The following is a 24,583-nucleotide window of genomic DNA, read 5'->3' on the forward strand; positions in this document are numbered from 1 at the left end:
TCATGAGCGATCAATCCGGTAATTCGACTAACGCCTACACGGTGCCGTCGGTTTCAATCGCCACGGCTCGCACTGGCGCATCCAGCAAGGCCAACGAGCTTGGCATGCGCGCCATGCAGGAGCGCGCTTATGCCAAGCGCGGCGAGCAATACCTGCTGATCAAGTCGCCACCGGCCTCCGGTAAGTCCCGGGCGCTGATGTTCATCGCACTAGACAAACTGCACAACCAGGGCCTGAAGCAGGCCATCGTGGTGGTGCCTGAGCGGTCCATCGGTGGCAGTTTCGCCGACGAATCCCTGACCCGGTTCGGCTTTTACTGGGACTGGCAGGTTGCCCCGCAGTGGAACCTGTGCAATGCGCCCGGTGGTGATGAGCCCCGCGCGGCCAAGTCAAAGGTGGATGCCGTACGCCAGTTCCTGGCCAGCAGCGACAAGGTGCTGGTTTGCACACATGCGACCTTCCGTTTTGCGGTGGAAGCGATGGGGATAGAGGCCTTCGATGACTGCCTGATCGCAATCGATGAGTTTCACCACGTCTCAAGCAACCCGGACAACGTGTTGGGCAAGCAGTTGGGCGCCTTTATCGCTCGCGACAAAGTGCACCTGGTGGCCATGACGGGCTCCTACTTCCGTGGCGACAGCGAGGCTGTGTTGGGCCCTGCGGACGAATCCCGCTTCGAAACCATCACCTACACCTACTATGAGCAGCTCAACGGCTACCAGTGGCTCAAGTCGCTGGACATCGGCTACTTCTTCTACACCGGGCCGTATGTTGATGCAGTGACCAAGGTGCTGGACCCGGCGCTGAAGACCATCGTCCACATCCCGAACGTCAACGCGCGCGAGAGCCTGAAGGACAAGCAGCGCGAGGTGGATGAGATCATGCACGGCATGGGCACCTGGACCGGCGTTGACCCTGCCACGGGCTTTCATCTGGTTCAAACCAAAGAGGGTCGCGTGCTGAAGGTGGCCGATCTGGTGGACGATAGCGACGCAGCAAAGCGCACGCGAGTTCTTGGTGCGCTGAAAGACCCAGCGCAAAAGGAAAACCGCGACCACGTGGACGTGATCATCGCCTTGGGCATGGCCAAGGAAGGCTTCGACTGGATCTGGTGCGAACACGCGCTGACCATCGGCTACCGCAGCAGCCTGACCGAGATCGTGCAAATCATTGGCCGTGCCACGCGTGACGCCAAAGGCAAGGAACGCTCGCGCTTCACCAATTTGATTGCCGAGCCCACGGCCGAGCAGTCCGCCGTAACCGAGGCGGTGAACGACATGCTCAAGGCCATCTCGGCCAGCCTGTTGATGGAACAGGTGCTGGCGCCGCGCTATGAGTTCACACCCAAGAATGCGGGTGCCCAAGATGGCTTTGTCTACAACGAAGGGCAGGGCTACCAGGAAGGTGGCGCCAACGTCGGCGTGAACGAGGCCACCGGCCAATACCACGTCGAGATCAACGGCTTGGCCAAGCCAGAGACTCCCGAGGCCACCCGCATCTGCAAGGAAGACTTGAACGAGGTAGTGACCAGCTTCCTGCAAGACAAGATCGCGCTAGAGCGCGGCCTGTTCGACAAGGAAAATACCGTGCCCGAAGAGCTGACTCAGTTACGAATGGGCAAGATCGTGCGCGAGCGTTACCCGGAGCTGAGCGAGGGCGACCAGGAAGCGATTCGGCAGCACGCTATCGCCGCCATGAACATCACCCAGCAGGCCAAGTTAGCCTTGGCCCAGGCCGACGCTGGTGGCAGTAGCGCGGTACAGGGCAACACGGCGTTACTGGACGGTGTGCGCAAGTTCGTCAATGTGCGCGACCTGGACATCGACCTGATCGACAGCATCAACCCTTTCGACGCTGCCTATTCGGTGCTGGCCAAAGCGATGGATGAGAAGTCGCTGCGCCAGGTGCAGGCCGCCATTGCAGCGAAGAAGGTAAGCATCCCCGAGGACGAAGCGCGCGACCTCTCAAAGCGTGCCTTGCAGTTCAAGAACGAGCGAGGCCGCCTGCCCGACATCAATTCGAGCGATGCTTGGGAAAAACGGATGGCTGAAGGCGTGGCCGCCTTCGCGCGCTACCGCGCGCAGGCCAAGGCGGCGTTGGCTCAAGGGGAATCCAGCAATGGCTGACCTGGATGACGACGAACTGCTGGACGCCCTGGGGGTCGACGCGACGCCAATAAAGGCCTCCAGTCGCACCCCACGCGAGGAACGAATCATCGCAGGCTTTGAGGACATCCTTCGCTTCCACCAGACGCACGGTCGAGCACCCCAGCATGGCGAAGGGGGTGACATCTTCGAGCGACTCTATGCTGTGAGGCTGGATCAGTTGCGCAAGCTGCCGGAGGCACACGCCCTTCTGGCAGGGCTGGATGCCCCAGGGCTGCTGGCAGGCGCTTCAGTCGCAAGCACTGATGTCGATGCATTGGACGAAGATGCCCTGCTGGCTGAACTTGGCGTGGACGTGCCCAGCGTCGACGGACAAGATATCCGGGTTTTGAAGCACGTTCGGTCCATTGCAGAAAAACGCTTAGCCGAAGAGATCGCCAATCGAGAAAAATGCGTGGACTTCGCGCAGTTCGAACCCTTGTTCGATGCGGTACGTAGCGAGCTCAAATCAGGAATTCGGCAAGGTCGCAGCTTCCAGTCCAAAGAAAAGGCATTGGACGATATTGTGCTGGGGGCTTACTTCATCATTGGTGGGCAGATTGCCTACATTGCCGAGGTGGGCGAGGAATTCACCACCGAATACGGACGCCGCGACAGCCGCTTGCGGGTCGTATTTGACAATGGCACCGAGGCCAGTGTTCTGATGCGCTCGCTACAGCGCTCACTTCATCGGGACGATGGAGCCCGGCTGATTTCAGACCCTGAAGCTGGCCCACTGTTTGGAGGCCCCCCCGAAGAGGGAGACATCGCGAGCGGGACCATCTATGTACTTCGAAGCCTATCGAATCTTCCCTTCGTCGCCGAACATCGCCAGCTGATCCACAAGATCGGCGTAACAGGAGGGAAGGTCGAAAGCCGCATCGCAGCCGCAAAAAATGATGCCACCTATCTCCTCTCAGATGTCGAGGTGGTAGCGACCTACAAACTACACAACATGAATCGCGTTAAGCTGGAAAACATCTTCCACCGCCTGTTCGGGGCCGCTCGGCTGGACTTGACGATTGAGGATCGCTTTGGCCAACCCGTAAAGCCCCAAGAATGGTTCTTGGTCCGGTTGGACGTCATTGACGAAGCAGTACAACGAATTCAGGACGGTTCAATCACAAGGATGCACTATGACGTCGCAAGCGGGCGACTTGTTGAATAGATCTGGGGAACGCCCGCCGTCAAATTGCGCAAATTTGATGAGCACGCTCCCTCCCCTCGAATTTCTTATTCAGCCAGCAGTGCAATGTACGCCGTGTAACTGTAGCTGCGATTCTTCTTCTGCCCGGTCAGCTCAGTAACGATGCCCAAATCCTCCAGCACCTTGACCGCCGCGGTGGCGGTGGGGAAGCTGGTGGCCAGCTTCTGGCGCACCTGGTCGATCGTGAAGCGCGGCATCATGGGCAGCATTTCAAACAAACGGTAGCTGCTGGGCCCTGCCTTGGGCGAAGCCAGCAAACTGCGGCGGTCGGTCGCCAGCAGCGTGGCGACGGCCACGATGTTGCGCTCGGCATCCTGCGCGGCCACGGCCACGCCTTCCAGGAAAAACGCCACCCAGCCTTCCCAGTCACCCTCGGTGCGGACGTTGGAAAGGCGGCGGTAGTACTCGGCCTGATGTTGCTTCAGGTAGCCGCTGAGGTACATCAATGGCTCCGGCAACAAACGCCAATGCTCCAGCAGCGCGGCAATCAGCAGGCGTCCGATGCGGCCGTTGCCATCGAGGAAGGGGTGAATCGTCTCAAACTGCGAATGAATCAGCGCGGTCTTCACCAGCGGCGGCAGGGGTTGCGCCGCGTCATGGATGAATCGTTCCAGGTCGGCCAGCAGTGCGGGCACCCGCTCGGGCGGTGGCGGCACAAACACCGCGTTGCCGGGCCGGGTGCCACCAATCCAGTTTTGGGAACGACGCAACTCGCCTGGCTGTTTGCCGTTGCCGCGGGCACCATCCAGCAAGAGCCGGTGTGCATCGCACAGCAAACGCACGCTCAATGGGAGCCCGGCAGGGTCACGCAGTTGCGACTGCACCAGCCGGAAGGCGCGCAGGTAGTTGGTGACCTCTTCCACGTCGTCGGTGTTGCTCACCGCAAAGCCGGCTTCTTCGTCAAACAGGTCGTCCAGCGTGGCCTGGGTGCCTTCAATCTGTGAGGTCAGCAGCGCCTCTTTGCGGATGGCGCTGTACAGCAGCCAATCCACCGACGGCACCAGCCCGGCCACGCCGGACAAGCGGGCCAGCGCCAGCTCGGCCATCCGGTTGGCTTCCACATAGCACTCGGGCGCCAGCGCGGGCTTTGCGGGCGGCAGCTTGTGCGGCACAAACGCCTGCACGGACTCGCCGCTGGTGGTGGAGCCAAGGTAAGTGCCGGTGCTGCGCATGGTGCAAAAGAAGTCTTTAATGGAGCCGAATCACATTAAACCAATCTTTAATACGAAGCGCAAGTATGAAAGCAGGCTTGAACAGGGCGCAGATGCCAGAAGAAGGTGCCAATACCCGGTGAAACCCAGCTAGTCGCCGCCTCCGCCGCAACCGGAGCCACATCCGCTGCTACCGTCCCCATCCCCGCTGCTGCCGCAGCCGCCGTTGGAAGACGAGGTGTGGCTGCCGCCAAACCCGTCAGCGTCGCCGCTGTAGCTGCCGTCCGAAAAGCTTTCCCCGCAATAGGCTTGTGCCTGCGCCTGCTCGCCGTCACGGCGCACGCCGCGGCAATCGGCGAGGTACACAAAGCCGCCGGGAATCGCGAACTTGGCATCGAGTGCGAACAGCAGCGGCAGACGGCTGGGCTGTTTGGGGTTGATGGATTCGTCGCGGCAGGCCCAGAACCAGGCGCGGCGCAGGCCGTCGTTGGTCGAGGCTTTGCGGCCCAGCACCTCGGCCGGCACATGGTCGATGAAGCGCCCTATCACGAGGTCGCACCACTCGCGGTAAGCCGAGGTGTGCAGGATGAATTCATGCCACATGCTGTCGACGACCTGCGAGGGCATGGCGACGAAGCGCTTGTTGCTGCGCTGGCAGGCGATGAAAAACTGGCGCAAGCCGCGCTCGACCAGCTCGGCGTCCCTGAGGTTCAGGTGCGGGTAACTCGCGAGCAGCTTCTGCCTGAGGAATTTCGGCAGCGGCGCCTCGCGGACCAGCCGGCTGCGCTCACGGGTGGCCCAGATGCCGGCCGCGAGCATGAGCACGAACAGCACGAAAACGCCTGTCATCACCCAGCCCGGCACGCGCCAGCCCGCAAACATCATGGCGCACAGCAGACAGACCCAGGTGAAAGCCAGGGTCCCGGCGGTGGAACGTGAATGCCGGAGCACCAGCCGGCGCCACGGCGATACCTGCGGCCCCCTGTAAACCTTGCCCAGCCGCGCCACGCCTCAGACCACCACCGGCTCGGGCTCCAGCAGGATGCCGAAGCGTTCATACACGCTGGTCTGTATGGACTTGGCCAGGGTCATGACCTCGCCGCCGGTGACGGGGTCGGCCGTGCCGCCGCGGTTGACCAGCACCAGCGCCTGTTTTTCATAGACGCCGGCGTTGCCGATGGACTTGCCTTTCCAGCCGCAGGCGTCTATCAGCCAGCCCGCGGCCAGCTTCACCGAGCCGTCGGCCAGGTGGTAATGGACGATTTTGGGTTCGCGCTGGATGATGTCGGCGCACTGCTCGGGCGACACCGTGGGGTTCTTGAAGAAGCTGCCGGCGTTGCCTATGACCTTGGGGTCGGGCAGCTTGGCCTTGCGGATTTCGCAGATCCATTCGTAAATCTGCAAGGCGCTCGGCGCCTGCACACCCAACTGCTGCATCTTTTTTTCGATGTCGGCATAACCGAGCACGGCTTTCCAGGCCTTGGGCAAGGCAAAGCGCACGCGGGTGATCAAGGCCTTGTCCGCCAGGCCGAAGCCGTGGCCGGCCGGGCCGGGCACGGCGCTGCTGTGCTTGAACACCGAATCGCGGTAGCCGAAGGCGCATTGCGCGGCATGGAGGGTGAAAGCCTGGCCCGTCGTCAGGTCCACGGCGTCCAGCGATTCGAAGCGGTCCTGGAGTTCCACGCCGTAGGCGCCTATGTTCTGCACCGGCGAGGCACCGACCGTGCCCGGGATCAGCGCCAGGTTTTCCAGCCCTGGGTAGCCGTTTTGCAGGGTCCAGGTGACCAGGTCGTGCCAGTTTTCGCCGGCGCCCGCCTCCACGATCCAGGCCTTGGCGGTTTCGCCGACCAGGCGCTTTCCCATGATTTCGACCTTGAGCACCAGCGGCTTGACGTCGCCGGTCAGCACGATGTTGCTGCCGCCGCCCAGCACGAACTTGGGCGCGGCTTTCAGGGCCGGGTCCTGCAGCACGGCGGCGATATCGGCCTCATCGGCCACGCGGATCAGGCTCAGGGCCTTGGCCACGATGCCAAAGCTGTTGGAATGCTGGAGCGGAACGTTTTTCTCGACTAACATCCGGGTGATTGTCTCACTCCAACACCCGTAATAAAGACTTGCATCATGCCCTCTTTCGACACCGTTCTTGAAGCCGATCTGGTCAAGGTCAAAAACGCCGTGGAAAACACCGGCAAGGAAATCGGCACGCGCTTCGACTTCAAGGGCACCTCCGCCTCCATCGAGCTCAAGGAAAAAGACATCACGCTGATCGGCGACAGCGACTTCCAGCTCGACCAGATGAACGACATCCTGCGCAACAAGCTCACCAAGGCGGGTGTCGACATCCGTTTCCTCGACATCGGCAAGTCCGAAAAAATCGGCGGCGACAAGGTCAAGCAGGTGTCCAAGGTGCGCAACGGCATCGAGGCCGAGCAGGCCAAGAAAATCCAGCAACTCATCAAGGGCAGCAAGGTCAAGGTGCAGGCCTCCATCCAGGGCGACGCGGTGCGCGTGACCGGCGCCAAGCGCGACGACCTGCAGGCCGCCATGGCCATGATCCGCACCGAGATCAGCGACTTTCCGCTGAGCTTCAACAACTTCCGCGACTAGCCATGAAGTCCCTGGCATGGACACCGGGTTGCGCAACGCGTGCGCTGGCGTTTCTGCTGCTTGGGGCTTCGGCCCTGCTGCACAGCGCGGCCCAGGCCCAATCGGTCAAGCTGGCCGGCATGCTGGGAAACAAGGCCTTGCTGGTGGTTGACGGCGGCGCCCCCAAAACGGTGGCCCCCGGCGAGACGCACCAGGGCGTCAAGGTGGTTTCCACCTCGGGCGACCAGGCAGTGGTCGAACTCTCCGGCAAGCGCCACGCATTGCGGGTGGGCGAAGCGCCCGTGAGCAGCGGCGCAGGCGGCGGCGCGGCCACACAGGCGGGACAGGGCAACAGGATCGTGCTCATGGCTGGCAGCGACGGGCACTTCATGACACGCGGCCAGATCAACGGCAAGACCACCCAGTTCCTGGTCGACACGGGCGCCAGCGTCATTTCCATGTCGGCGGCCGACGCCGACCGCATGGGCGTCGACTACAAAGCGGGCCGTCCTGTCCAGTTGGGCACCGCCAACGGCACGACGGTGGGCTGGCAGGTCAACCTCGGCTCCGTGCGCGTGGGCGATGTGGAAGTCTTCAACGTGCCCGCCGTGGTGGCCTCGCGCGACATGCCCTTCGTCCTGCTGGGCAACAGCTTCCTCACGCGCTTCCAGATGAACCGCACCAACGAAGAAATGGTGCTGACGCGCCGCTTCTGATCACAGCGGGCAGCGGCAACCCGCCGTGACGGCTTCTCAGCGTTTCTTGCCGCCGCCCAGCTTCGACTCCGTCCCCTTGAGCAGCTTGCTGATGTTCTCGCGGTGGCGGTACACCAGCAGCGCGCTGATGGCAAACATCACCAGCAGGATGGCCTTGTCGACGTACCAGGCCTCGCGGTCGCCGAACAGGTAATACAGGGGCGCGAAAACCGCGGCGACCAGGGACGCCAGCGAGGAGTAGCGCGAAAAGAAGGCCACGATCACCCAGGTCAGCAGCGTGGCCAGTCCCAGTATCCAGCTCACGCCCAACAGCACGCCCGCCGCCGTCGCCACGCCCTTGCCGCCCTTGAACTGGAAAAACACCGGGTACAAATGCCCGAGGAAGGCCGCAAGCCCGACGGCGGCCACCGTGCCGTCGCCCAGGCCGTAGTCGGCACCAAACCATTTGACCAGCACCACCGGCAGCCAGCCCTTGAGGGCGTCCAGCAGCAGCGTCGCCACGGCGGCCGGTTTGCTGCCCGAGCGCAGCACGTTGGTGGCGCCCGGGTTTTTGCTGCCGTAGCTGCGCGGGTCGCTCAGGCCCATGAGCTTGCTGACGATCACCGCGAACGACAGTGAACCAAGCAGGTAAGCCAGCAGCGTGGCGCCGATTGAGTATGCGTAAATCATGGGTCTCCCTCTTTATGTAGTGGCCGCCGGCCCCGGCCGGAGTTCAGCCGTAGCCCGCGGCATTGTCCAGGCTGAGCGCACAGTTCACCGATTTTGCACCGAGCAATGTGACGCAGACCTGCGGGTCAATCCCGATGAGGTAGCCGCGCCGCCCGCCGTTGATGGCGATTTTAGGCAAGGCCAGGATGCTTTCCTCGATATAGACCGGCATCGCCTTGCGCGTGCCGAAGGGCGAGGTGCCGCCGACCAGGTAGCCGCTGTGGCGGTTCGCGACTTCGGGCTTGCAGGGTTCCACCGACTTGGCGCCTATTTGCCGCGCCAGGTTTTTGGTCGACACCTTGCGGTTGCCGTGCATCAACACCAGCAGGGGTTTGGCGTCCTGGTCCTGCATGACCAGGGTCTTGACGACGGTAAAGGGGTCAAAGCCCAGCACCTCGGCGCTGTGCTGGGCGCCGCCGTGCTCCAGGTATTCGTAGGGGTGCTCGGTGAATGCAACCTTGTTGGCCTTCAGCAGCTGCGTGGCCGGCGTTTCACTGACGTGCCGTTTCATAAGCTAAGAGGGCTTGAAGCCCTCACCACAAGAGTCCAGTACCGGCTTTCCCCTGAAACCTTGAAAGGAAACCTCTACTCCTTTTCGATTCCCGGTATCAGCCAATCTTGGCGACAGGCCACCCGCCCGATTGATGCCGACAAAAAGAAGTTTTCTGGGTATGCCGATTTCTTCCAGTGCAGCAGCCACTTTCGAGGCTCTTGCCCATGCCAACGCATCGGCATCGCGCTCGGAATCCTCAGCATCCCCCACCACGACGATGGGTTCAATCGAAACCCCATCCGCCTGCGCCGCGCACAGGTGTCTTTTCAATGCCGCGATGGAGCGCTGATCAAACAAGTACTCGTTGGTCCTGAAATTGATGATCCGTTCCCCCGTGAATTTCGACAAGGCGACGCTCAGGGAGCCAGCGGCAAGCAAGCTAAAAAAGATTGCAGACCGCGTGAGCCTTTTCACAATGCCGGATCCCGCGCTTCCCAGCGGATTTTGTCGATCTCAGCGAGCACTTCGGGGCTCAGTTTGGTGCTAAAGGCGTCCAGGTCCTCATCGAGTTGCGCGACCGAGGTCACGCCGATGATGGTGCTGGCGACCTGCCACTTGGTGTAGCAGAAGGCCAGCGCGAGTTGCGTCGGCGTGAGGCCGTTGGCGCGCGCCAGCGCGTTGTAGCGCCGCGCGGCGGCCAGCGCCTCGGGGCGTCCCCAGCGCTGCTTGCGCGTGGACTCGAACTTGGCGATGCGCGCTTCCTTGGGCGCATTCGGGCCTTCGGTGCCCGATTCATCGTACTTGCCGGTCAGCAGGCCGAAGCCCAGCGGTGAATAGGCCAGCAGCGAGACGCCCAGGCGGTGCATGGTTTCGTCCAGGCCGTTTTCCACGGTGCGGTTGATCAGGCAGTACGGGTTCTGCACCGCGGCCACGCGCGGCAGGCCGTGCTGCTCGGCCAGGCGCACGAACTCGTGCACGCCGTAGGGCGTTTCGTTCGAGAGACCAATGGCGCGCACCTTGCCCGCCTTCACCAGGCCGGCCAGCGCTTCGAGCTGCTCATGGATGGGGGTGGCGGAGCGCTCCTGCGCCGGGTTGTAATACAGCGCGCCGAAGGCCGGAACGTGGCGCTCGGGCCAGTGGATCTGGTACAGGTCGATCACCTCGGTCTGCAGGCGCTTGAGGCTGGCGTCGCAGGAAGCCACGATGTCTTGGGCCGTCATGCCACCGCCTTCGCGCACCCAGGGCATGCCGCGCGAGGGGCCGGCCACCTTGGTGGCCAGCACCAGTTTGGCGCGGGCCGACGGGTTTTTGGCGAACCAGTTGCCGATGATGGTTTCGGTCGAACCGCAGGTTTCGGCGCGCGCCGGCACCGAATACATCTCGGCCGTGTCGATGAAATTGACGCCGCGTTCCAGCGAACGGTCCAGGATGGCATGCGAGGTTTTTTCATCCACCTGTTCGCCGAAGGTCATGGTGCCCAGGCAAATAGGGGTCACGTGCAGGTCGCTGGAGCCGAGTTGAACTTTATTCATGGGAGTTTCGGTTGAAAGAAGATGGAAATGGACGGTATTGGCGCTTGCGTCACCGGGAATACGGCGCGGCGAAGTTCACAAAGCGGCTAGTTTACGGGCTTAACCCGCGGCTTGCTGGAAGCCCAATTCGCGCCCTTGTCTTACAACTCTTCACCAATTGCCTGCCTAGTATTCACACACCAACGATTTAATCCGTTCGGGCTGAATCCTGAATCCATCAAGACAGCTTCACAACGGCATCGTCCAATCTTCCCGAGGAGCATTTACATGAACAAACTGACCATCACTTCCCTGACCTGCGCGGTCCTGGCCGCTTTCACCCTTTCCGGTTGCGCCAACATGACTGAAACCCAGTCGGGCACGGCCAAGGGCGCCGGCATTGGCGCGGTTGCGGGTGCGCTGCTGGGCGCGGCCACCGGCGGCTCCAAGGGTGCGGCTACGGGCGCAGTCCTGGGCGGCGCAGTCGGCGCGGGCGGCGGCTACATCTGGTCCAAGAAAATGCAGGATCAGAAGGCCGCGATGGAACAGGCCACCGTGGGCACCGGCGTGGCCGTGAGCCAGACCACCGACAACCGCCTGAAGCTCGACATCCCCAGCGACGTGTCGTTTGACGTGGGCCGCTCGGCCATCAAGTCCAACTTCGCGCCCATCCTGAACCAGTTCGCCACCAGCCTGAACCAGAACCCGGTCACGACGGTCACCATCATCGGCCACACCGACAACACCGGCTCCGACGCCATCAACAACCCGCTGTCGATAGACCGTGCCGACTCGGCCCGCGACTACCTGGTCAGCCGCGGCGTGGCCCGCACCCGCATCGTGACGGACGGCCGCGGTTCGCGTGAGCCGGTTGCGGACAACGCCACGCAGCAAGGCCGTGACAAGAATCGCCGCGTTGAAATCTATGTGGCTGAACAAGTTGCTGCACGCTGAGCACCGGTTTCACTTATAAAAAAAGCACCTTCGGGTGCTTTTTTTATGTCTGCCTCAGGGCTATGACTGCGCCTTGAAACGTTCTTCCTCCTGCAATCGCAACACGCGTCGCTGCACTTTTCCAGTCGTCGTCATGGGCAGCGCGTCAATAAACTCAATCTCCTTCGGGTACTCATAAGGCGCCAGCATGTTTTTGACATGGGCCTGCAGCTTCGCGGTGAGTTCCTCCTCAAAGCGCGCCGCGCCGCCCGGATGGCCCGCGCGGGCCGCCACCTGGTCAGGCGCAATCACCACATAAGCCTTGACGACAGCGCCACGCTCGCGATCGGGCTTGGGCACCACGGCGGCATTGGCGACGGCCGCGTGCTTGACCAGGCAGTTCTCGATTTCGCCGGGGCCTATGCGGTAGCCGGCGGCCTTGAACACGTCGTCGGCGCGGCCTTCGTACCAGAGATAGCCTTCGGCGTCGCGGCGCGCCAGGTCGCCGGTGCGGCACCAGTCCCCGGTGAACTTGCCCTGGGTGGCCGCGTCTTTCTTCCAGTAACCCAGAAAGAAAATCGGGTCCGGGTCGCCGTGCACGTCGTAGCGGTTCACCGATACGTCGCCGGGCACACCGACAGCGCATTCATTGCCTTCATCGTCGATCACCGCCACGCGGTGGCCCGGGTAGCCCTTGCCCATGCTGCCGGGGCGCGCAGGCCACAGGCGGCTGCAGTTGCCGACCACATAGTTCATCTCGGTCTGGCCGAACATCTCGTTGACGGTCACGCCGAGTTGCTCGCGGCAGTAGCTGAACACGGCGTCGCCCACGGCCTCCCCGGCGCTCATCATGGCCTGCAGCGTCATCCTGAAATGCTGGCTCGGCCTGGGATAGGCCTTCATCATGGCCTTGAGGGCCGTCGGAAACAAAAAGGTATGCGTCACGCCCTGCTCCGCCATCAGGCTGAAGGCCAGTTCGGGGCTGAAGCGGCCGTTGAAGGCGACGATGGGCCGGCCGAAATACAGGCTGGGCAGCAGCGCATCCATCAAGCCGCCGGTCCAGGCCCAGTCCGCCGGAGACCAGAACACGGCATCGGATTTTTTGTTGCTCTTGCCGTCAAAGCCAAACCAGTTGTGGCTGCAGACAAACCCCGGCAGGTTGCCGATCAGCGCGCGGTGCGGCAGCAGCGCGCCTTTGGGCGGGCCGGTGGTGCCGCTGGTGTAGATCAGGATCGCGCCTTCTTCGGCCTTGGTCTTGACCGCCGTGAATGCGCCCTTGTGCGCCGCCAATGCGCTTTCATAGTCCAGGTCGCCCTGGCCCCGCGCCGCGCCTGCGGCAATCACCGTGCGCAGCGCCGGGCAGTTGCCGCGAATGGCCTTGAGGCTGTCCATCGAACTTTCATCGCAGATGGCCACCACGGCATCGCTGTCCTGCAGCCGGTATTCCAGCGCCTCAGGCCCGAACAGCATGGACAGCGGCATGGCAACCCCACCCATCTGGAACACCGCCATATAAGCCACCGCGGTTTCCAGGCGCTGCGGCATCACGATGGCGACACGGTCGCCGCGCTTGACCCCGAGGCCCGTCAACACGTGGCTGAGCGCATCGGCCGCCTTCTGCAGTTCCTGGTAGCTGTGCAGCACGGTTTTTGCGCCCGGCTTGTGCACGCGTATGGCGGTCCGGGGCTGGGACCGTGCCCAGCGGCCGCAGCAGGCCTCGGCGATGTTGAAATAGTCATCGACCTGCCAGTGAAAGCCGGCGTGCAGCGCCGCGTAGTGATCAGGCTGTGTGCCGGCCGGCTTGTCCCTCTTTTGACTGCGCTTGGCTTCGTGTCTCTTTATCATGGTATTCAATGTACAAAGAAAAACGATCTTCCCGCAGCGAGTTTGTCCCTATACGCGGCCTCAACTACCATGTCCGGATCTGGGACAGCGCAGTTGAAACGAACCCTGCGCTGCCCCCGCTGGTACTGGTTCACGGCTGGATGGACGTCGCCGCGTCCTACCAGTTCATGGTCGACGCGCTCTCCGACGCCTTCGCGCAGGGCCGCACCATCATCGCGCCCGACTGGCGCGGCTTCGGGCTGACGGGCTCCGGCCCCGAAGGCAGCCCTGCCGACAATTACTGGTTCGCCGACTACCTCGCCGACCTCGATTTCCTGCTCGACCACTATGCGGGCGAGCGTCCCGTGGACCTGGTCGGCCACAGCATGGGCGGCAACGTCGCCATGCTGTATGCCGGCGTGCGGCCCGCGCGCATACGCAGGCTCGTCAACCTCGAAGGCTTCGGCCTGCCGCCCAGCCAGGCCGAGCAGGCCCCGGGCCGCTATGCCAAATGGATGGATGAACTCAAAAGCCTGCAGCGCGGCACGCTGGCGCTCAAGGCCTATGACAGCGTGGACGGTGTGGCGCGCCGCCTGATGAGGACCAACCCCCGCCTGTCGGCCGACAAGGCCGGCTGGCTGGCCAGCCACTGGGCGCGGCCGGACGCGGCCGGCCGATGGCAGATCCTGGGCGAAGCCGCGCACAAGATCACCAGCGCCCAGCTGTACCGCGTCGATGAAGCGCTCGCGATTTACCGCCAGATCACGGCCCCGGTGCTGGCCGTCGAGGCGTCCGACGACTCCCTGGCCACCTGGTGGCAGGGCAAGTACTCACTTGCCGAGTACCACGAGCGGATCAAACAGGTGCCCGACGCCCGTGTCGCGGTGGTGCAGGACGCGGGCCACATGCTGCACCACGACCAGCCTGAAGCGCTGGCCGGGCTGATCGAAAACTTCGCAAGCTGAGGCTTCCGCCTACAAGGAAATCGGCCTGCCTGGGGCACACTTGACGCTTTTTGCGGTGTAACAAGCTGAAAGCAAAGACAAGCATGACCGGGACAGCCAGCATCGACCAGGACAAATTTCGCAGCATCCTGACGCGCAACATCACCCTGCCCCTGGGCATGGGCGCGCTCAGCGCCGCGCTGTTCGTCGGCCTGATCTTTTTCCTTCTCTCGTCCCTGAACTGGGTCGAGCACACCGAACGGGTGATAGGCAACGCCAACGAGATCAGCAAGCTCAGCATCGACATGGAAACCGGCATGCGCGGTTACCTGATCACCGGCGACGAAACCTTTTTGCAGCCCTACGACATCGCCAAGTCGCGCATCGGCAGTGAAATCGCGGCGCTGTCGACGCTGGTGGGCGACAACCCCCAGCAGGTGGACCGGCTGCGACGCATCTCCTCGCTGCAGGCCCAATGGAACGAATTCGGGCAAAACGCCATCGAGTTGCGCCGCCAGCAGGGCAACTACCAGGATGTCGTTCGCGCGGGCCGAGGCAAGGTCATCACCGACGAGATGCGCCGCGAGTTCCAAGCCTTCGTCGCCATGGAAAGGCGGCTGCTGCAGGACCGCAATGAAGACGCCAAGACCATCACGCTGTGGAGCGTGCTGTTCTACCTCGTCTTTACCGTGAGCGTGAGCGGCCTGCTGGCCTTTTTCGGCCGTCGCGAGCTGGTTCGCCTGTCCGACTCCTACGCCGTGGCGCTGCGCCAGCAGGCCGCCGACGCCGCCGTGGTGCAGGAGCAGGCCTGGCTGCGCACCGGCCAGACACAGCTCGCCGAGCACATGATCGGCCAGCAGGTGCTGGGCAACCTGGGCCGCAGCGTGCTGGATTTCCTGGCGGGCTACCTGCGTTTTGAAGTCGGCGCCGCCTACCTGCGCGAAGACGACGGCGGCCTGCGCCGCATCGCGAGCTACGGCTTCAGCCGGCAGGCCGATGAGGCCGGGCACACCTTCGCCGGCAACGAAAGCCTGGTGGCCCAGGCGGCACTCGAAAACCGCGTGCTGCAACTGGACGACCTGCCGGCCGGCTACCTCAAGGTCAGCTCCGGCCTGGGCGAGGCCGCGCCGCGCCATGTGCTGATCGTGCCGGTGGCGCATGAAGGACTGGTCAACGGCGTGGTCGAGTTCGGTTTCCTGCGCGAACTCAGCCCGCGCGACATCGAGTTCGTCAAGCTCATAGGCGGCAGCATAGGCACCTCCATCCACAGCGCGCTGTACCGCCAGCGGCTGCAGGACCTGCTGGCCGAAACCCAGCAGCTCAATGAAGAGCTGCAGGTGCAGCAGGAAGAGCTGCGCACCGCCAACGAGGAACTCGAGGAACAGTCGCGCGTGCTCAAGGAGTCGCAGGCCAACCTGGAAAACCAGCAGGCCGAACTCGAGCAGACCAATGTGCAGCTCGGCGAGCAGGCCGTGTCGCTGGACCAGAAAAACGAGGCCCTGAGCCTGGCGCAGACGCAGCTGGAGCTGCGCGCCGAGGAGCTCACGCGCGCCAGCCGCTACAAGTCGGAGTTCCTGGCCAACATGTCGCACGAGCTGCGCACGCCGCTCAACAGCTCGCTGATCCTGGCCAAGCTGCTGGCCGACAACCCCAAGGGCAACCTGAGCGAGGAACAGATCAAGTTCGCCCGCTCCATCTATTCGGCCGGCAACGACCTGCTCAACCTGATCAACGACATCCTGGACATCTCCAAGGTGGAGGCCGGCAAGCTCGAACTCTCGCCCGAGGACGTCCAGGTCGGCAAGCTGGCCGACTCGCTCAGGAACACCTTCGAGCCGCTGGCCGGCCAGAAACACCTGGCCTTCGAGGTCACGGTGGACGCGGCCACGCCGGCATCGCTCTTCACCGACCGCCAGCGCGTCGAGCAGATCCTCAAGAACCTGCTGTCCAACGCCGTCAAGTTCACCGAGGCCGGCGCCGTGCGCCTGACCGTGTCGCCGCAAGCCGGCGGCTACGTCGCCTTTGCCGTGCAGGACTCGGGCATTGGCATACGCGAAGACCAGCAGGCCATTATTTTCGACGCCTTCCGCCAGGCCGACGGCACCACCAGCCGGCGCTACGGCGGCACGGGCCTGGGCCTGTCGATCTCGCGCGACCTTGCCGCATTGCTGGGCGGCTCGATCAGCGTCACCAGCAGCGAAGGCAAGGGCAGCACCTTCACGCTGCGCCTGCCCTCCGACTGGAGCAAGCCGCAAGCCTTGCCCGCATCCGCACCGGCATTCGCGCCGGCCGCTCCCGCACCGGCCCCGGCCCCGGTGGCGGTTCCGGCCAGAGCGGCACAGCCCCTGGCGCCCGGCTTTGCCGACGACCGCCACACCGCCTTCAAGGCCCGCCTGGTGCTGGTGATCGAGGACGACCCGGCCTTCGCGCAAATCCTCTACGACCTGGCGCACGAGCTCAACTACAGCTGCCTGGTCGCGCACAGCGCCGAAGACGGCTTCGCGCTGGCCAGCCAGTTCGTGCCGCACGCCATCCTGCTGGACATGGGCCTGCCCGACGGCTCCGGCCTGATGGTGCTGCAGCGCCTGAAGGAAAGCGCGCAGACCCGCCACATTCCCGTTCACGTGGTGTCGGGGCAGGACCGCAGCGAAGCCGCGCTGCAGATGGGCGCCATCGGTTATGCGATCAAGCCCACCACGCGCGAACAGCTCAAGGAAGTGTTCAGGAAGCTCGAAGACAAGCTCACGCAAAAGGTCAAGCGCGTGCTGCTGGTGGAAGACGATGCGATGCAGCGCGACAGCGTGACGCACCTGATCAGCGACGAGGACGTGGAAATCACGGCGGTCGAGACCGGCGCCGAAGCCCTCGCGCTGCTGGCCACCACCATCTTCGACTGCATGATCATCGACCTGAAGCTGCCCGACATCCAGGGCGCGGAGCTGCTCAAGCGCATGTCCAGCGAAGACATCTCCTCCTTCCCGCCGGTGATCGTCTACACCGGGCGCAACCTGACGCGCGATGAAGAGGCGGAGCTGATGAAGTATTCGCGCTCCATCATCATCAAGGGCGCGCGTTCACCCGAACGCCTGCTCGACGAAGTGACGCTGTTCCTGCACAAGGTCGAGTCCGAACTCTCGGCCGAGCGCCGCACCATGCTCAAGACCGCGCGCAGCCGCGACCGCGTCTTCGAGGGCCGCAAGATACTGCTGGTGGACGACGACGTGCGCAACATCTTCGCGCTCACCAGCGCGCTGGAGCAAAAAGGCGTGCAGGTCGAAATCGGCCGCAACGGCCTGGAAGCCATCCGCAAGCTGGAGGAAGTTCCCGACATCGACCTGGTGCTGATGGACGTGATGATGCCCGGCATGGACGGCCTGGAAGCCACGCGCCGCATACGCCAGAACCCGCGCTTCCAGAAACTGCCCATCATCGCCGTCACGGCCAAGGCCATGAAGGACGACCAGGAGCAGTGCCTGCGGGCCGGCACCAACGACTACCTGGCCAAACCCATTGACCTGGACAGGCTGTTCTCGCTGCTGCGCGTCTGGATGCCCAACCTGGAACGTCTGTGAGCATGAGCAAAGGCAAGGCTGTCAACGCGGACGACGTTGCGGGCAAGCCCGAGGCGCCGGTGATCCGCAGCTCGGCGGCCATGGCCGCCGCCATGCCGGCCGGGCCCAGCAACACCGACATCGAGCTGCGCCTGCTGATGGAGGCGATTTACCTGCGCTACAGCTACGACTTTCGCGACTACGCGGGCGCCTCGCAAAAGCGCCGCGTGCTGCATGCGCTGAGCCAGCTCGAATGCCCGACCATCTCGGAGCTGCAGGCGCGGGTGCTGCACGACCCGCTGATGTTCCACCAGCTGCTGCAGTACCTGACCATTCCGGTCAGCGAGATGTTCCGCGACCCCTCGTTTTTCCTCGCGCTGCGCCAGCAGGTGGTGCCGCGCCTGGCCACCTACGCGTCGATCAAGGTCTGGATCGCCGGCTGCAGCACCGGTGAAGAGGTGTATTCGCTGGCGATTTTGCTGCGCGAGGAAGGCCTGCTGGACCGCGCGCTGATTTATGCGACCGACATCAACCCCGAATCGCTGGACAAGGCGCGCCAGGGGATTTTTCCGCTCGAAAGCATACGCGGCCACACCAAGAACTACCAGAAGGCCGGCGGCAAGCGCGCGTTTTCCGACTACTACACGGCCGCCTACAACGCCGCCGTCTTCGACAAGTCGCTGCGCGAGAACATCACCTTCGCCGACCACAGCCTGGCGACGGACAGCGTGTTTTCGGAAACCCAGCTGGTGCTGTGCCGCAACGTGCTGATCTACTTCAACAAGCAGCTGCAGAACCGCGCGCTGGGCCTGTTCCACGAGTCCCTGAGCCACCGCGGCATCCTGGGCCTGGGCAGCAAGGAAAGCATAGACTTTTCCGCCTACGCCAACCATTTCGAGGCGCTGGACCGCGGCGAGCGCATCTTCCGCAAAAAATGAGCACGCGCGCAGCCACCCCTGTTGCCGATGACGGCTTCCCGCTCCGGAAAGTGGACGCGGTGGTGATAGGCGCGTCGGCCGGCGGCGTGGACGCGCTGCTCAAGCTGCTCAGCGGCCTGCCCGACCGCTACCGCCTGCCCATCGTGGCCATCCTGCACCTGCCCGAGACGCGTGACAGCCTGCTGGCGGACATCTTCCGCAAGCGCCTGGCGATCAAGGTGCACGAAGCCGCCGACAAGGAAGGCATCGCTCCCGGCACGCTGTACTTCGCCGGCGCGGGCTACCACCTGTCGATTGAAAAGGACAGGTCCTTTTCGCTGAGCTGCGAAGCCCCGGTGCATTACTCGCGCCCTTCCATCGACCTGCTGATGGAGTCGGCGGCCGACGCCTACGGCCCGCGCCTGGCCGGCATCCTGCTGACCGGCGCCAACTTCGACGGCGCGGCGGGCCTGGCCCGGATCAGCGAATGCGGCGGCCTGACCGTCGTGCAGGACCCGGCCGAGGCCCAGGTCGCCACCATGCCCGAAGCCGCCATCGCCCTTTTGCAACCCAGCCTCGTGCTTCCCCTGGACGGCATACGCCGCCTGCTTCTCCAACTGGATACCCTGCCATGAGCGACCACAGCGCCAAAGTCCTGATCGTTGACGACCTGCCCGAAAACCTGCTGGCGCTCAATGCGCTGATCCGGCAGGACGACCGCGTCATCTTCCAGGCATCGAACGGCGACGACGCGCTGGCGCTGCTGCTGCAGCACGAATTCGCGCTGGCCATCCTGGACGTGCAGATGCCGGGCATGAACGGTTTCGAGCTGGCCGAGCTGATGCGCGGCACCGAAAAAACCCGCAGCATTCCCATCGTCTTCGTGACGGCCGCCGGCAAGGAGCTCAACTACGCCTTCAAGGGCTACGAGACCGGCGCCGTCGACTTCCTCTACAAGCCGCTCGACGTGGACGCCGTCAGGAGCAAGGTCAGCGTCTTCGTCGAGCTGTACCGCCAGCGCCAGGAAGTGCGCCGACAGGTCCAGGCGCTCGAAAAAAGCCGGCAGGAGCAGGAAACGCTGCTCAAGGAACTGCAGGCCGCCCAGGGCGAGCTGCAGAACGCCGTGCGCATGCGCGACGACTTCATGTCCATGGTGGCGCACGAGCTGCGCACGCCGCTCAACACGCTGTTCCTGGAGGCGCAGTTGCGCAAGATGCAGCTGGACCGGGGCAACACCGCGATCTTCGACGCGGCCTACCTGCAGAAGATGGTGGCGCGCGACCAGCGGCAGATCCAGAGCATGGTGCGCCTGATCGACGACATGCTGGACGTCTCGCGCATCCGCAGCAACCGGCTGTCGATACGCCCCAGCGAGGTCGACCTGCCCGCCCTGCTGCAGCGCGTGGCCGGCAACCTGGCCAACCAGGCCGCCGCCGCGGGCAGCAGCATCACGCTGGAAGCCGGCCAGCCCATCACCGGCACCTGGGACGAGTTCCGCATCGAGCAGGTCGTCATCAACCTGCTGACCAATGCCCTGCGCTACGGCAAGGGCAAGCCGGTCACCGTCAGCGCGGTCCCGGCCGAGGGCGGCGTGCGCATTGAAGTCAGCGACCAGGGCATGGGCATCTCAGCGGAAGACCAGCAGCGCATCTTCGAGCAGTTCGAGCGCGCCGCCGGCAACGACGGCACCGGCGGCCTGGGGCTGGGCCTGTTCATCACCCAGCAGCTGGTGGAGGCCCACGGCGGCCGCATCGGCGTGCAAAGCGAGCCGGGCCGGGGCGCGACCTTCACCGTGACGCTGCCGGTGTCCCCGCCGGGCGAAAACGGGGCCTGAGCAGCGGTTCCGGGCCGGCCTGCCCGCCATATTCCCTTTTTGCCGCCCCAGGGCCCCGCTCGTGAGAAAATAGCCGGTTAACGCCTTCACGGCGCTCCCCTACACCGACAGCCTCACAGGACCTTCTCATCATGGACGCAGAACGCAGCAACCTCATCAGCAACCAGCTCGTGGACCTGAGCAACCGGGTCAACGAGCTTCGGGGGTATCTTTGACTACCCTGCCAAAGAACGAAAGCTGAACGAAGTCAACGCCGCGCTGGAAGACCCGAAAGTCTGGGACAACCCCAAGCGCGCGCAGGAACTCGGCCGGGAAAAGAAATCGCTGGAAGACGTGGTCCACGTCATCGACCGCCTGACGGCGGAGCTCTCCGACAACATCGAGCTCTTCGAGATGTCCAAGGCCGAAGGCGACGAAGCCGGCATGCTGACGATTGAAGGCGAAGCCGCCAAGATCGCCGCCGAAGTCGAAAAAATGGAATTCCGCCGGATGTTCAACAACCCGGCCGACCCGCTGCCCTGCTTCCTGGACATCCAGGCCGGCGCCGGCGGCACAGAGGCCTGCGACTGGGCGAGCATGCTGCTGCGCCAGTACCTCAAGTACGCCGAGCGCAAGGGCTTCAAGACCACCGTCGAGGACGAATCCCCCGGCGACACCGCCGGCATCAAGGGCGCGACCATCAAGATCGAGGGCGAATACGCCTTCGGCCTGCTGCGCACCGAAACCGGCGTGCACCGCCTGGTGCGCAAATCGCCGTTCGACTCCTCCGGCGGGCGCCACACCTCCTTCGCCTCGGTCTTCGTCTATCCCGAGATCGACGACTCCATCGAGATCGACATCAACCCGGCCGACGTGCGCACCGACACCTTCCGCGCCAGCGGCGCCGGCGGCCAGCACATCAACAAGACCGACTCGGCCGTGCGCCTGACGCACATCCCGACCGGCATCGTCGTGCAGTGCCAGGACGGCCGCAGCCAGCACAGCAACCGCGACGTCGCCTGGAAGCGCCTGCGCTCGCGGCTGTACGACTTCGAGCTGCGCAAGCAGCAGGAAGCCCAGCAAAAGCTGGAAGACACCAAGACCGACGTGGGCTGGGGCCACCAGATCCGCAGCTATGTGCTGGACAACAGCCGCATCAAGGACCTGCGCACCAACGTCGAAGTCTCGGCCACGCAGAAAGTGCTGGACGGGGACCTGGACGTCTTTATCGAAGCCTCGCTGAAGCAGGGCGTTTGATACAGGCCCGCCCGGGCGGCCGGCACCGGCCATCCCGGGTATCGTTGATAAATTGTTTTTGAGTTTTTAGACCGTTTTGAGGAAGTAGCCATGTTGCAAATGCTCGATGACCGTGAATCAGGACAAGGGCCCTCGGTGGTCATCAACCGCGCCGACTACATCGCCCCCGCTTACTGGATAGACAGCGTCGACCTGTGCTTCGACCTGGACCCGGCGAAGACGCGCGTGCTCAACAAGATGCGGCTGCGCCGCAATAACGACGTGCCGGCCCTGCCGCTCAAGCTCGACGGCGAGGAACTCAACCTGTCGCGCGTGCTGGTCAACCGCCAGGGCACCTCCTTCAAGATGGAAGGCAACCAGCTGGTGCTGGAGAACCTGCCCGAAGGCAGCGAGCCCTTCGACCTGGAAATCTTCACCACCACCTGCCCGGCCAAGAACACCAAGCTGATGGGCCTGTACGTCAGCAACGACTCCTTCTTCACGCAGTGCGAGGCCGAGGGCTTTCGCCGCATCACCTACTTCCTGGACCGCCCCGACGTGATGGCCAGCTACACCGTGACCCTGCGCGCCGACAAGGCGAAGTACCCGGTGCTGCTGTCCAACGGCAACCTGGTCGACCACGGCCCGCTGGAGCCCGGCCCCAACGGCGCGCGGCATTTCGCCAAATGGGTGGACCCGCACAAAAAGCCCAGCTACCTGTTCGCCCTGGTGGCCGGCCAGCTGGTCAGCCGCGAGCAGCGCATCACCTCGCGCGCCGGCAAGGAACACACGCTGCAGGTCTACGTGCGCCCCGGCGACCTCGACAAGACCGAGCATGCCATGACCTCGCTGATGCATTCGGTGGCCTGGGACGAGGCACGCTTCGGCCTGCCGCTGGACCTGGAACGCTTCATGATCGTCGCCACCAGCGACTTCAACATGGGCGCCATGGAGAACAAGGGCCTGAACATCTTCAACACCAAGTACGTGCTGGCCAACCAGGCCACCGCCACCGACGTGGATTTCTCCAACATCGAAAGTGTGGTCGGCCACGAGTACTTCCACAACTGGACGGGCAACCGCGTCACCTGCCGCGACTGGTTCCAGCTCAGCCTCAAGGAAGGCCTCACGGTCTTCCGCGACCAGGAGTTTTCGCAGGACCTGTGCGGCGAGGCCTCGGCCCGCGCCGTCAAGCGTATCGAGGACGTGCGCGTGCTGCGCACCGCCCAGTTCCCCGAGGACGCCGGCCCCATGGCGCACCCCGTGCGGCCCGACAGCTATGTCGAGATCAGCAACTTCTACACCGTCACCATTTACGAAAAAGGCGCCGAAGTCGTGCGCATGATGCAGACCCTGGTGGGCCGCGAGGGTTTTGCCCGCGGCATGACGCTGTACTTCGAGCGCCATGACGGCCACGCCGTGACCTGCGACGATTTTGCGCAGGCCATTGCAGACGCCAACCCGACGTCGGACCTGGCGCGCCTGCTGCCCCAGTTCAAGCGTTGGTACAGCCAGGCCGGCACGCCGCGCGTGCACGCGCAAGGCAGCTACGACGCCGCCGCCCGCACCTACACCCTCACGCTCGCGCAAAGCTGCGCGCCCACCGTAGGCCAGCCGGTCAAGCAGCCTTTTGTGATTCCGGTCGGCCTGGGCCTGCTGGGCGCGGACGGCCAGGACCTGCCGCTGCAGCTCGCCGGCGAGAGCGGCGCACCGGCCACCACACGCACCGTGGTGCTCACGCAGCCCAGCGAGATGCTGACCTTCACCGGCATCGACGCCGAGCCCGTGCCCTCCATCCTGCGCGGCTTCACCGCCCCCGTGGTGCTGGAGTTCAGCTACACCGACGCCCAGCTGCTGCACCTGCTGGCGCACGACAGCGACCCCTTCAACCGCTGGGAAGCCGGCCAGCGCCTGGCCGTCAACCGCGCCATCGCCGCCGTCACCGCGGTGTCCACGCCCGCCGCCGTGCTCGACGAGGCCTACCTGGACGCCATGCGCCAGGTGCTGCGCCACCCCACGCTGGACTCGGCCTTCAAGGAACTGGTGCTGACGCTGCCGTCCGAGACCTACCTGGCCGAGCAGCTGGCCGTGGTCGACCCGCAGCGCATCCACGCGGTGCGCGAAGCCATGCGCCTGCAGCTGGCCACGGCGCTCACGGCCGACTGGGAAGCCGCCTACCAGGCCAACCACGACACCGGCGCCTACACGCCCGACGCCGTCTCCTCGGGCCGGCGCGCGCTTGCGGGCCTGGCGCTGACCAACCTGTGCCTGGCCGCGCAGGCCAGCGGTGACGCCGCCTGGCCGCAGAAAACCCTGCAGCGCTTCAAGGACGCCGGCAACATGACGGACCGCTTCAACGCGCTGGCCGCGCTGGTCTCCAGCGGCCACGCCCTGGCCGCCGAGGCCCTGCCGCTGTTCCACGCCATGTTCAAGGACGAAGCCCTGGTCATCGACAAATGGTTCGGCCTGCAGGCCGGCGCGCCGGATCGCGGCGGCAACATCCTGCCCGCCGTCAAGCAGCTCATGAAGCACGCCGACTTCAGCCTGCGCAACCCGAACCGCGCGCGCAGCGTGATCAGCACCTACTGCCAGGGCAACCCCGCCGCCTTCCACCGCGCCGACGCCGCCGGTTATGTGTTCTGGAGCGAGCGCGTGATGGAACTCGACGCCATCAACCCGCAGGTGGCCGCCCGCCTGGCGCGCGCGCTGGACCGCTGGAGCAAGCTGGCCGAGCCCTACCGCAGCGCGGCGCGCGAAGCGATTGCGCGCGTCGCGGCCAAGACCGATTTGAGCAAAGACACGCATGAAGTGGTCACTCGCGCATTAGCCGACTGAACGAGAACGACACC

At 64.3% G+C, this 24,583-nt stretch carries 20 protein-coding genes; 12 read left to right on the plus strand and 8 right to left on the minus strand.

Features of this window, described 5'->3' with window-relative positions:
• Nucleotides 1–2 precede the first annotated feature (2 nt).
• Complete coding sequence (locus ACLV74_RS04500) at nt 3–2,126, plus strand: DEAD/DEAH box helicase (protein WP_411878179.1); 2,124 nt, start codon at nt 3–5, stop codon at nt 2,124–2,126.
• Nucleotides 2,119–3,312 (plus strand): GIY-YIG nuclease family protein, encoded by a 1,194-nt coding sequence (locus tag ACLV74_RS04505; RefSeq protein WP_411878180.1) that lies wholly within the window; start codon nt 2,119–2,121, stop codon nt 3,310–3,312. The genes ACLV74_RS04500 and ACLV74_RS04505 overlap by 8 nt, the downstream gene beginning before the upstream one ends.
• Before the next feature lie 65 nt (nt 3,313–3,377).
• Here ACLV74_RS04505 and ACLV74_RS04510 read toward each other — a convergent pair whose 3' ends face one another.
• The 3 genes from ACLV74_RS04510 to murB form a co-directional block, all read right to left on the minus strand.
• On the minus strand, nt 3,378–4,523 hold the full coding sequence (locus tag ACLV74_RS04510; RefSeq protein ID WP_411878181.1) for a Fic family protein: 1,146 nt from the start codon (nt 4,521–4,523) through the stop codon (nt 3,378–3,380).
• A gap of 129 nt (nt 4,524–4,652) precedes the next feature.
• Nucleotides 4,653–5,453 (minus strand): glycine-rich domain-containing protein, encoded by an 801-nt coding sequence (locus ACLV74_RS04515; protein ID WP_411878182.1) that lies wholly within the window; start codon nt 5,451–5,453, stop codon nt 4,653–4,655.
• A 60-nt stretch (nt 5,454–5,513) separates the two neighbouring features.
• Entirely contained in the window at nt 5,514–6,578 is a 1,065-nt protein-coding gene (gene murB, locus ACLV74_RS04520) for a UDP-N-acetylmuramate dehydrogenase (protein WP_411878183.1), read from the minus strand.
• 45 nt (nt 6,579–6,623) lie between these two features.
• On the opposite strand from murB, the gene ACLV74_RS04525 reads away from it, so the two are divergent.
• On the plus strand, nt 6,624–7,109 hold the full coding sequence (locus ACLV74_RS04525; RefSeq protein ID WP_411878184.1) for a YajQ family cyclic di-GMP-binding protein: 486 nt from the start codon (nt 6,624–6,626) through the stop codon (nt 7,107–7,109).
• 2 nt (nt 7,110–7,111) lie between these two features.
• Nucleotides 7,112–7,804, plus strand: a complete 693-nt coding sequence (locus ACLV74_RS04530; RefSeq protein ID WP_411878185.1) for a TIGR02281 family clan AA aspartic protease — start codon at nt 7,112–7,114, stop codon at nt 7,802–7,804.
• Nucleotides 7,805–7,840: 36 nt separating this feature from the next.
• On the opposite strand, the gene plsY is transcribed toward ACLV74_RS04530, so the two are convergent.
• From plsY to ACLV74_RS04550, 4 genes are read right to left on the minus strand one after another with little or no spacing between them, the layout of a single operon-like run.
• On the minus strand, nt 7,841–8,473 hold the full coding sequence (plsY, locus tag ACLV74_RS04535) for a glycerol-3-phosphate 1-O-acyltransferase PlsY (RefSeq protein WP_411878186.1): 633 nt from the start codon (nt 8,471–8,473) through the stop codon (nt 7,841–7,843).
• Nucleotides 8,474–8,516: 43 nt separating this feature from the next.
• A complete protein-coding gene (locus ACLV74_RS04540) occupies nt 8,517–9,023 on the minus strand; it encodes an aminoacyl-tRNA deacylase (protein WP_411878187.1) in 507 nt (168 codons plus the stop codon).
• A 3-nt stretch (nt 9,024–9,026) separates the two neighbouring features.
• Nucleotides 9,027–9,479, minus strand: coding sequence for a hypothetical protein (locus ACLV74_RS04545; RefSeq protein ID WP_411878188.1), 453 nt, complete (start codon nt 9,477–9,479; stop codon nt 9,027–9,029).
• Nucleotides 9,476–10,537 (minus strand): aldo/keto reductase, encoded by a 1,062-nt coding sequence (locus ACLV74_RS04550; RefSeq protein ID WP_411878189.1) that lies wholly within the window; start codon nt 10,535–10,537, stop codon nt 9,476–9,478. Before ACLV74_RS04550 ends, ACLV74_RS04545 begins: the two co-directional genes overlap by 4 nt.
• 267 nt (nt 10,538–10,804) lie before the next feature.
• Between ACLV74_RS04550 and ACLV74_RS04555 the strand changes: the two genes are divergently transcribed.
• A complete protein-coding gene (locus ACLV74_RS04555; RefSeq protein ID WP_411878190.1) occupies nt 10,805–11,470 on the plus strand; it encodes an OmpA family protein in 666 nt (221 codons plus the stop codon).
• Between the two features lie 60 nt (nt 11,471–11,530).
• Here ACLV74_RS04555 and ACLV74_RS04560 read toward each other — a convergent pair whose 3' ends face one another.
• A complete protein-coding gene (locus ACLV74_RS04560; protein WP_411878191.1) occupies nt 11,531–13,294 on the minus strand; it encodes an acyl-CoA synthetase in 1,764 nt (587 codons plus the stop codon).
• Between the two features lie 8 nt (nt 13,295–13,302).
• On the opposite strand from ACLV74_RS04560, the gene ACLV74_RS04565 reads away from it, so the two are divergent.
• From ACLV74_RS04565 to pepN, 7 genes are all read left to right on the plus strand, one after another.
• On the plus strand, nt 13,303–14,238 hold the full coding sequence (locus tag ACLV74_RS04565) for an alpha/beta fold hydrolase (RefSeq protein ID WP_411878192.1): 936 nt from the start codon (nt 13,303–13,305) through the stop codon (nt 14,236–14,238).
• A gap of 83 nt (nt 14,239–14,321) precedes the next feature.
• Nucleotides 14,322–17,789 carry a response regulator gene (locus ACLV74_RS04570; protein ID WP_411878193.1) on the plus strand — a complete coding sequence of 1,156 codons (3,468 nt, stop codon included), beginning with the start codon at nt 14,322–14,324 and terminating at the stop codon, nt 17,787–17,789.
• Nucleotides 17,790–17,881: 92 nt separating this feature from the next.
• Nucleotides 17,882–18,706, plus strand: a complete 825-nt coding sequence (locus ACLV74_RS04575; RefSeq protein WP_411878254.1) for a CheR family methyltransferase — start codon at nt 17,882–17,884, stop codon at nt 18,704–18,706.
• Nucleotides 18,703–19,320, plus strand: coding sequence for a chemotaxis protein CheB (locus ACLV74_RS04580; protein WP_411878194.1), 618 nt, complete (start codon nt 18,703–18,705; stop codon nt 19,318–19,320). Before ACLV74_RS04575 ends, ACLV74_RS04580 begins: the two co-directional genes overlap by 4 nt.
• The gene (locus ACLV74_RS04585; protein ID WP_411878195.1) at nt 19,317–20,519 is read left to right on the plus strand and encodes an ATP-binding protein; all 1,203 of its coding nucleotides are present in this window, start codon (nt 19,317–19,319) and stop codon (nt 20,517–20,519) included. Before ACLV74_RS04580 ends, ACLV74_RS04585 begins: the two co-directional genes overlap by 4 nt.
• Nucleotides 20,520–20,650: 131 nt before the next feature.
• A protein-coding gene (gene prfB, locus ACLV74_RS04590; RefSeq protein ID WP_411878196.1) for a peptide chain release factor 2 occupies nt 20,651–21,755 on the plus strand; the annotation gives its coding sequence in 2 pieces (ribosomal slippage) (nt 20,651–20,731 and nt 20,733–21,755; 1,104 coding nt in all).
• Between the two features lie 90 nt (nt 21,756–21,845).
• Nucleotides 21,846–24,569, plus strand: coding sequence for an aminopeptidase N (pepN, locus tag ACLV74_RS04595; RefSeq protein ID WP_411878197.1), 2,724 nt, complete (start codon nt 21,846–21,848; stop codon nt 24,567–24,569).
• Nucleotides 24,570–24,583 lie beyond the last annotated feature (14 nt).

It is taken from the genome of Polaromonas sp. YR568 (assembly GCF_943369415.1).
Classification (GTDB): Bacteria; Pseudomonadota; Gammaproteobacteria; order Burkholderiales; family Burkholderiaceae_C; genus Polaromonas.

Coding starts and splice junctions, on each gene's coding strand:
- ACLV74_RS04500 (WP_411878179.1), top strand. CDS start 3: ATGAGCGATCAATCCGGTAATTCGACTAACGCCTACACGGTGCCGTCG.
- ACLV74_RS04505 (WP_411878180.1), top strand. CDS start 2,119: ATGGCTGACCTGGATGACGACGAACTGCTGGACGCCCTGGGGGTCGAC.
- ACLV74_RS04510 (WP_411878181.1), bottom strand. CDS start 4,523: ATGCGCAGCACCGGCACTTACCTTGGCTCCACCACCAGCGGCGAGTCC.
- murB (WP_411878183.1), bottom strand. CDS start 6,578: ATGTTAGTCGAGAAAAACGTTCCGCTCCAGCATTCCAACAGCTTTGGC.
- ACLV74_RS04525 (WP_411878184.1), top strand. CDS start 6,624: ATGCCCTCTTTCGACACCGTTCTTGAAGCCGATCTGGTCAAGGTCAAA.
- ACLV74_RS04530 (WP_411878185.1), top strand. CDS start 7,112: ATGAAGTCCCTGGCATGGACACCGGGTTGCGCAACGCGTGCGCTGGCG.
- plsY (WP_411878186.1), bottom strand. CDS start 8,473: ATGATTTACGCATACTCAATCGGCGCCACGCTGCTGGCTTACCTGCTT.
- ACLV74_RS04540 (WP_411878187.1), bottom strand. CDS start 9,023: ATGAAACGGCACGTCAGTGAAACGCCGGCCACGCAGCTGCTGAAGGCC.
- ACLV74_RS04550 (WP_411878189.1), bottom strand. CDS start 10,537: ATGAATAAAGTTCAACTCGGCTCCAGCGACCTGCACGTGACCCCTATT.
- ACLV74_RS04555 (WP_411878190.1), top strand. CDS start 10,805: ATGAACAAACTGACCATCACTTCCCTGACCTGCGCGGTCCTGGCCGCT.
- ACLV74_RS04560 (WP_411878191.1), bottom strand. CDS start 13,294: ATGATAAAGAGACACGAAGCCAAGCGCAGTCAAAAGAGGGACAAGCCG.
- ACLV74_RS04565 (WP_411878192.1), top strand. CDS start 13,303: ATGTACAAAGAAAAACGATCTTCCCGCAGCGAGTTTGTCCCTATACGC.
- ACLV74_RS04570 (WP_411878193.1), top strand. CDS start 14,322: ATGACCGGGACAGCCAGCATCGACCAGGACAAATTTCGCAGCATCCTG.
- ACLV74_RS04575 (WP_411878254.1), top strand. CDS start 17,882: ATGCCGGCCGGGCCCAGCAACACCGACATCGAGCTGCGCCTGCTGATG.
- ACLV74_RS04580 (WP_411878194.1), top strand. CDS start 18,703: ATGAGCACGCGCGCAGCCACCCCTGTTGCCGATGACGGCTTCCCGCTC.
- ACLV74_RS04585 (WP_411878195.1), top strand. CDS start 19,317: ATGAGCGACCACAGCGCCAAAGTCCTGATCGTTGACGACCTGCCCGAA.
- pepN (WP_411878197.1), top strand. CDS start 21,846: ATGTTGCAAATGCTCGATGACCGTGAATCAGGACAAGGGCCCTCGGTG.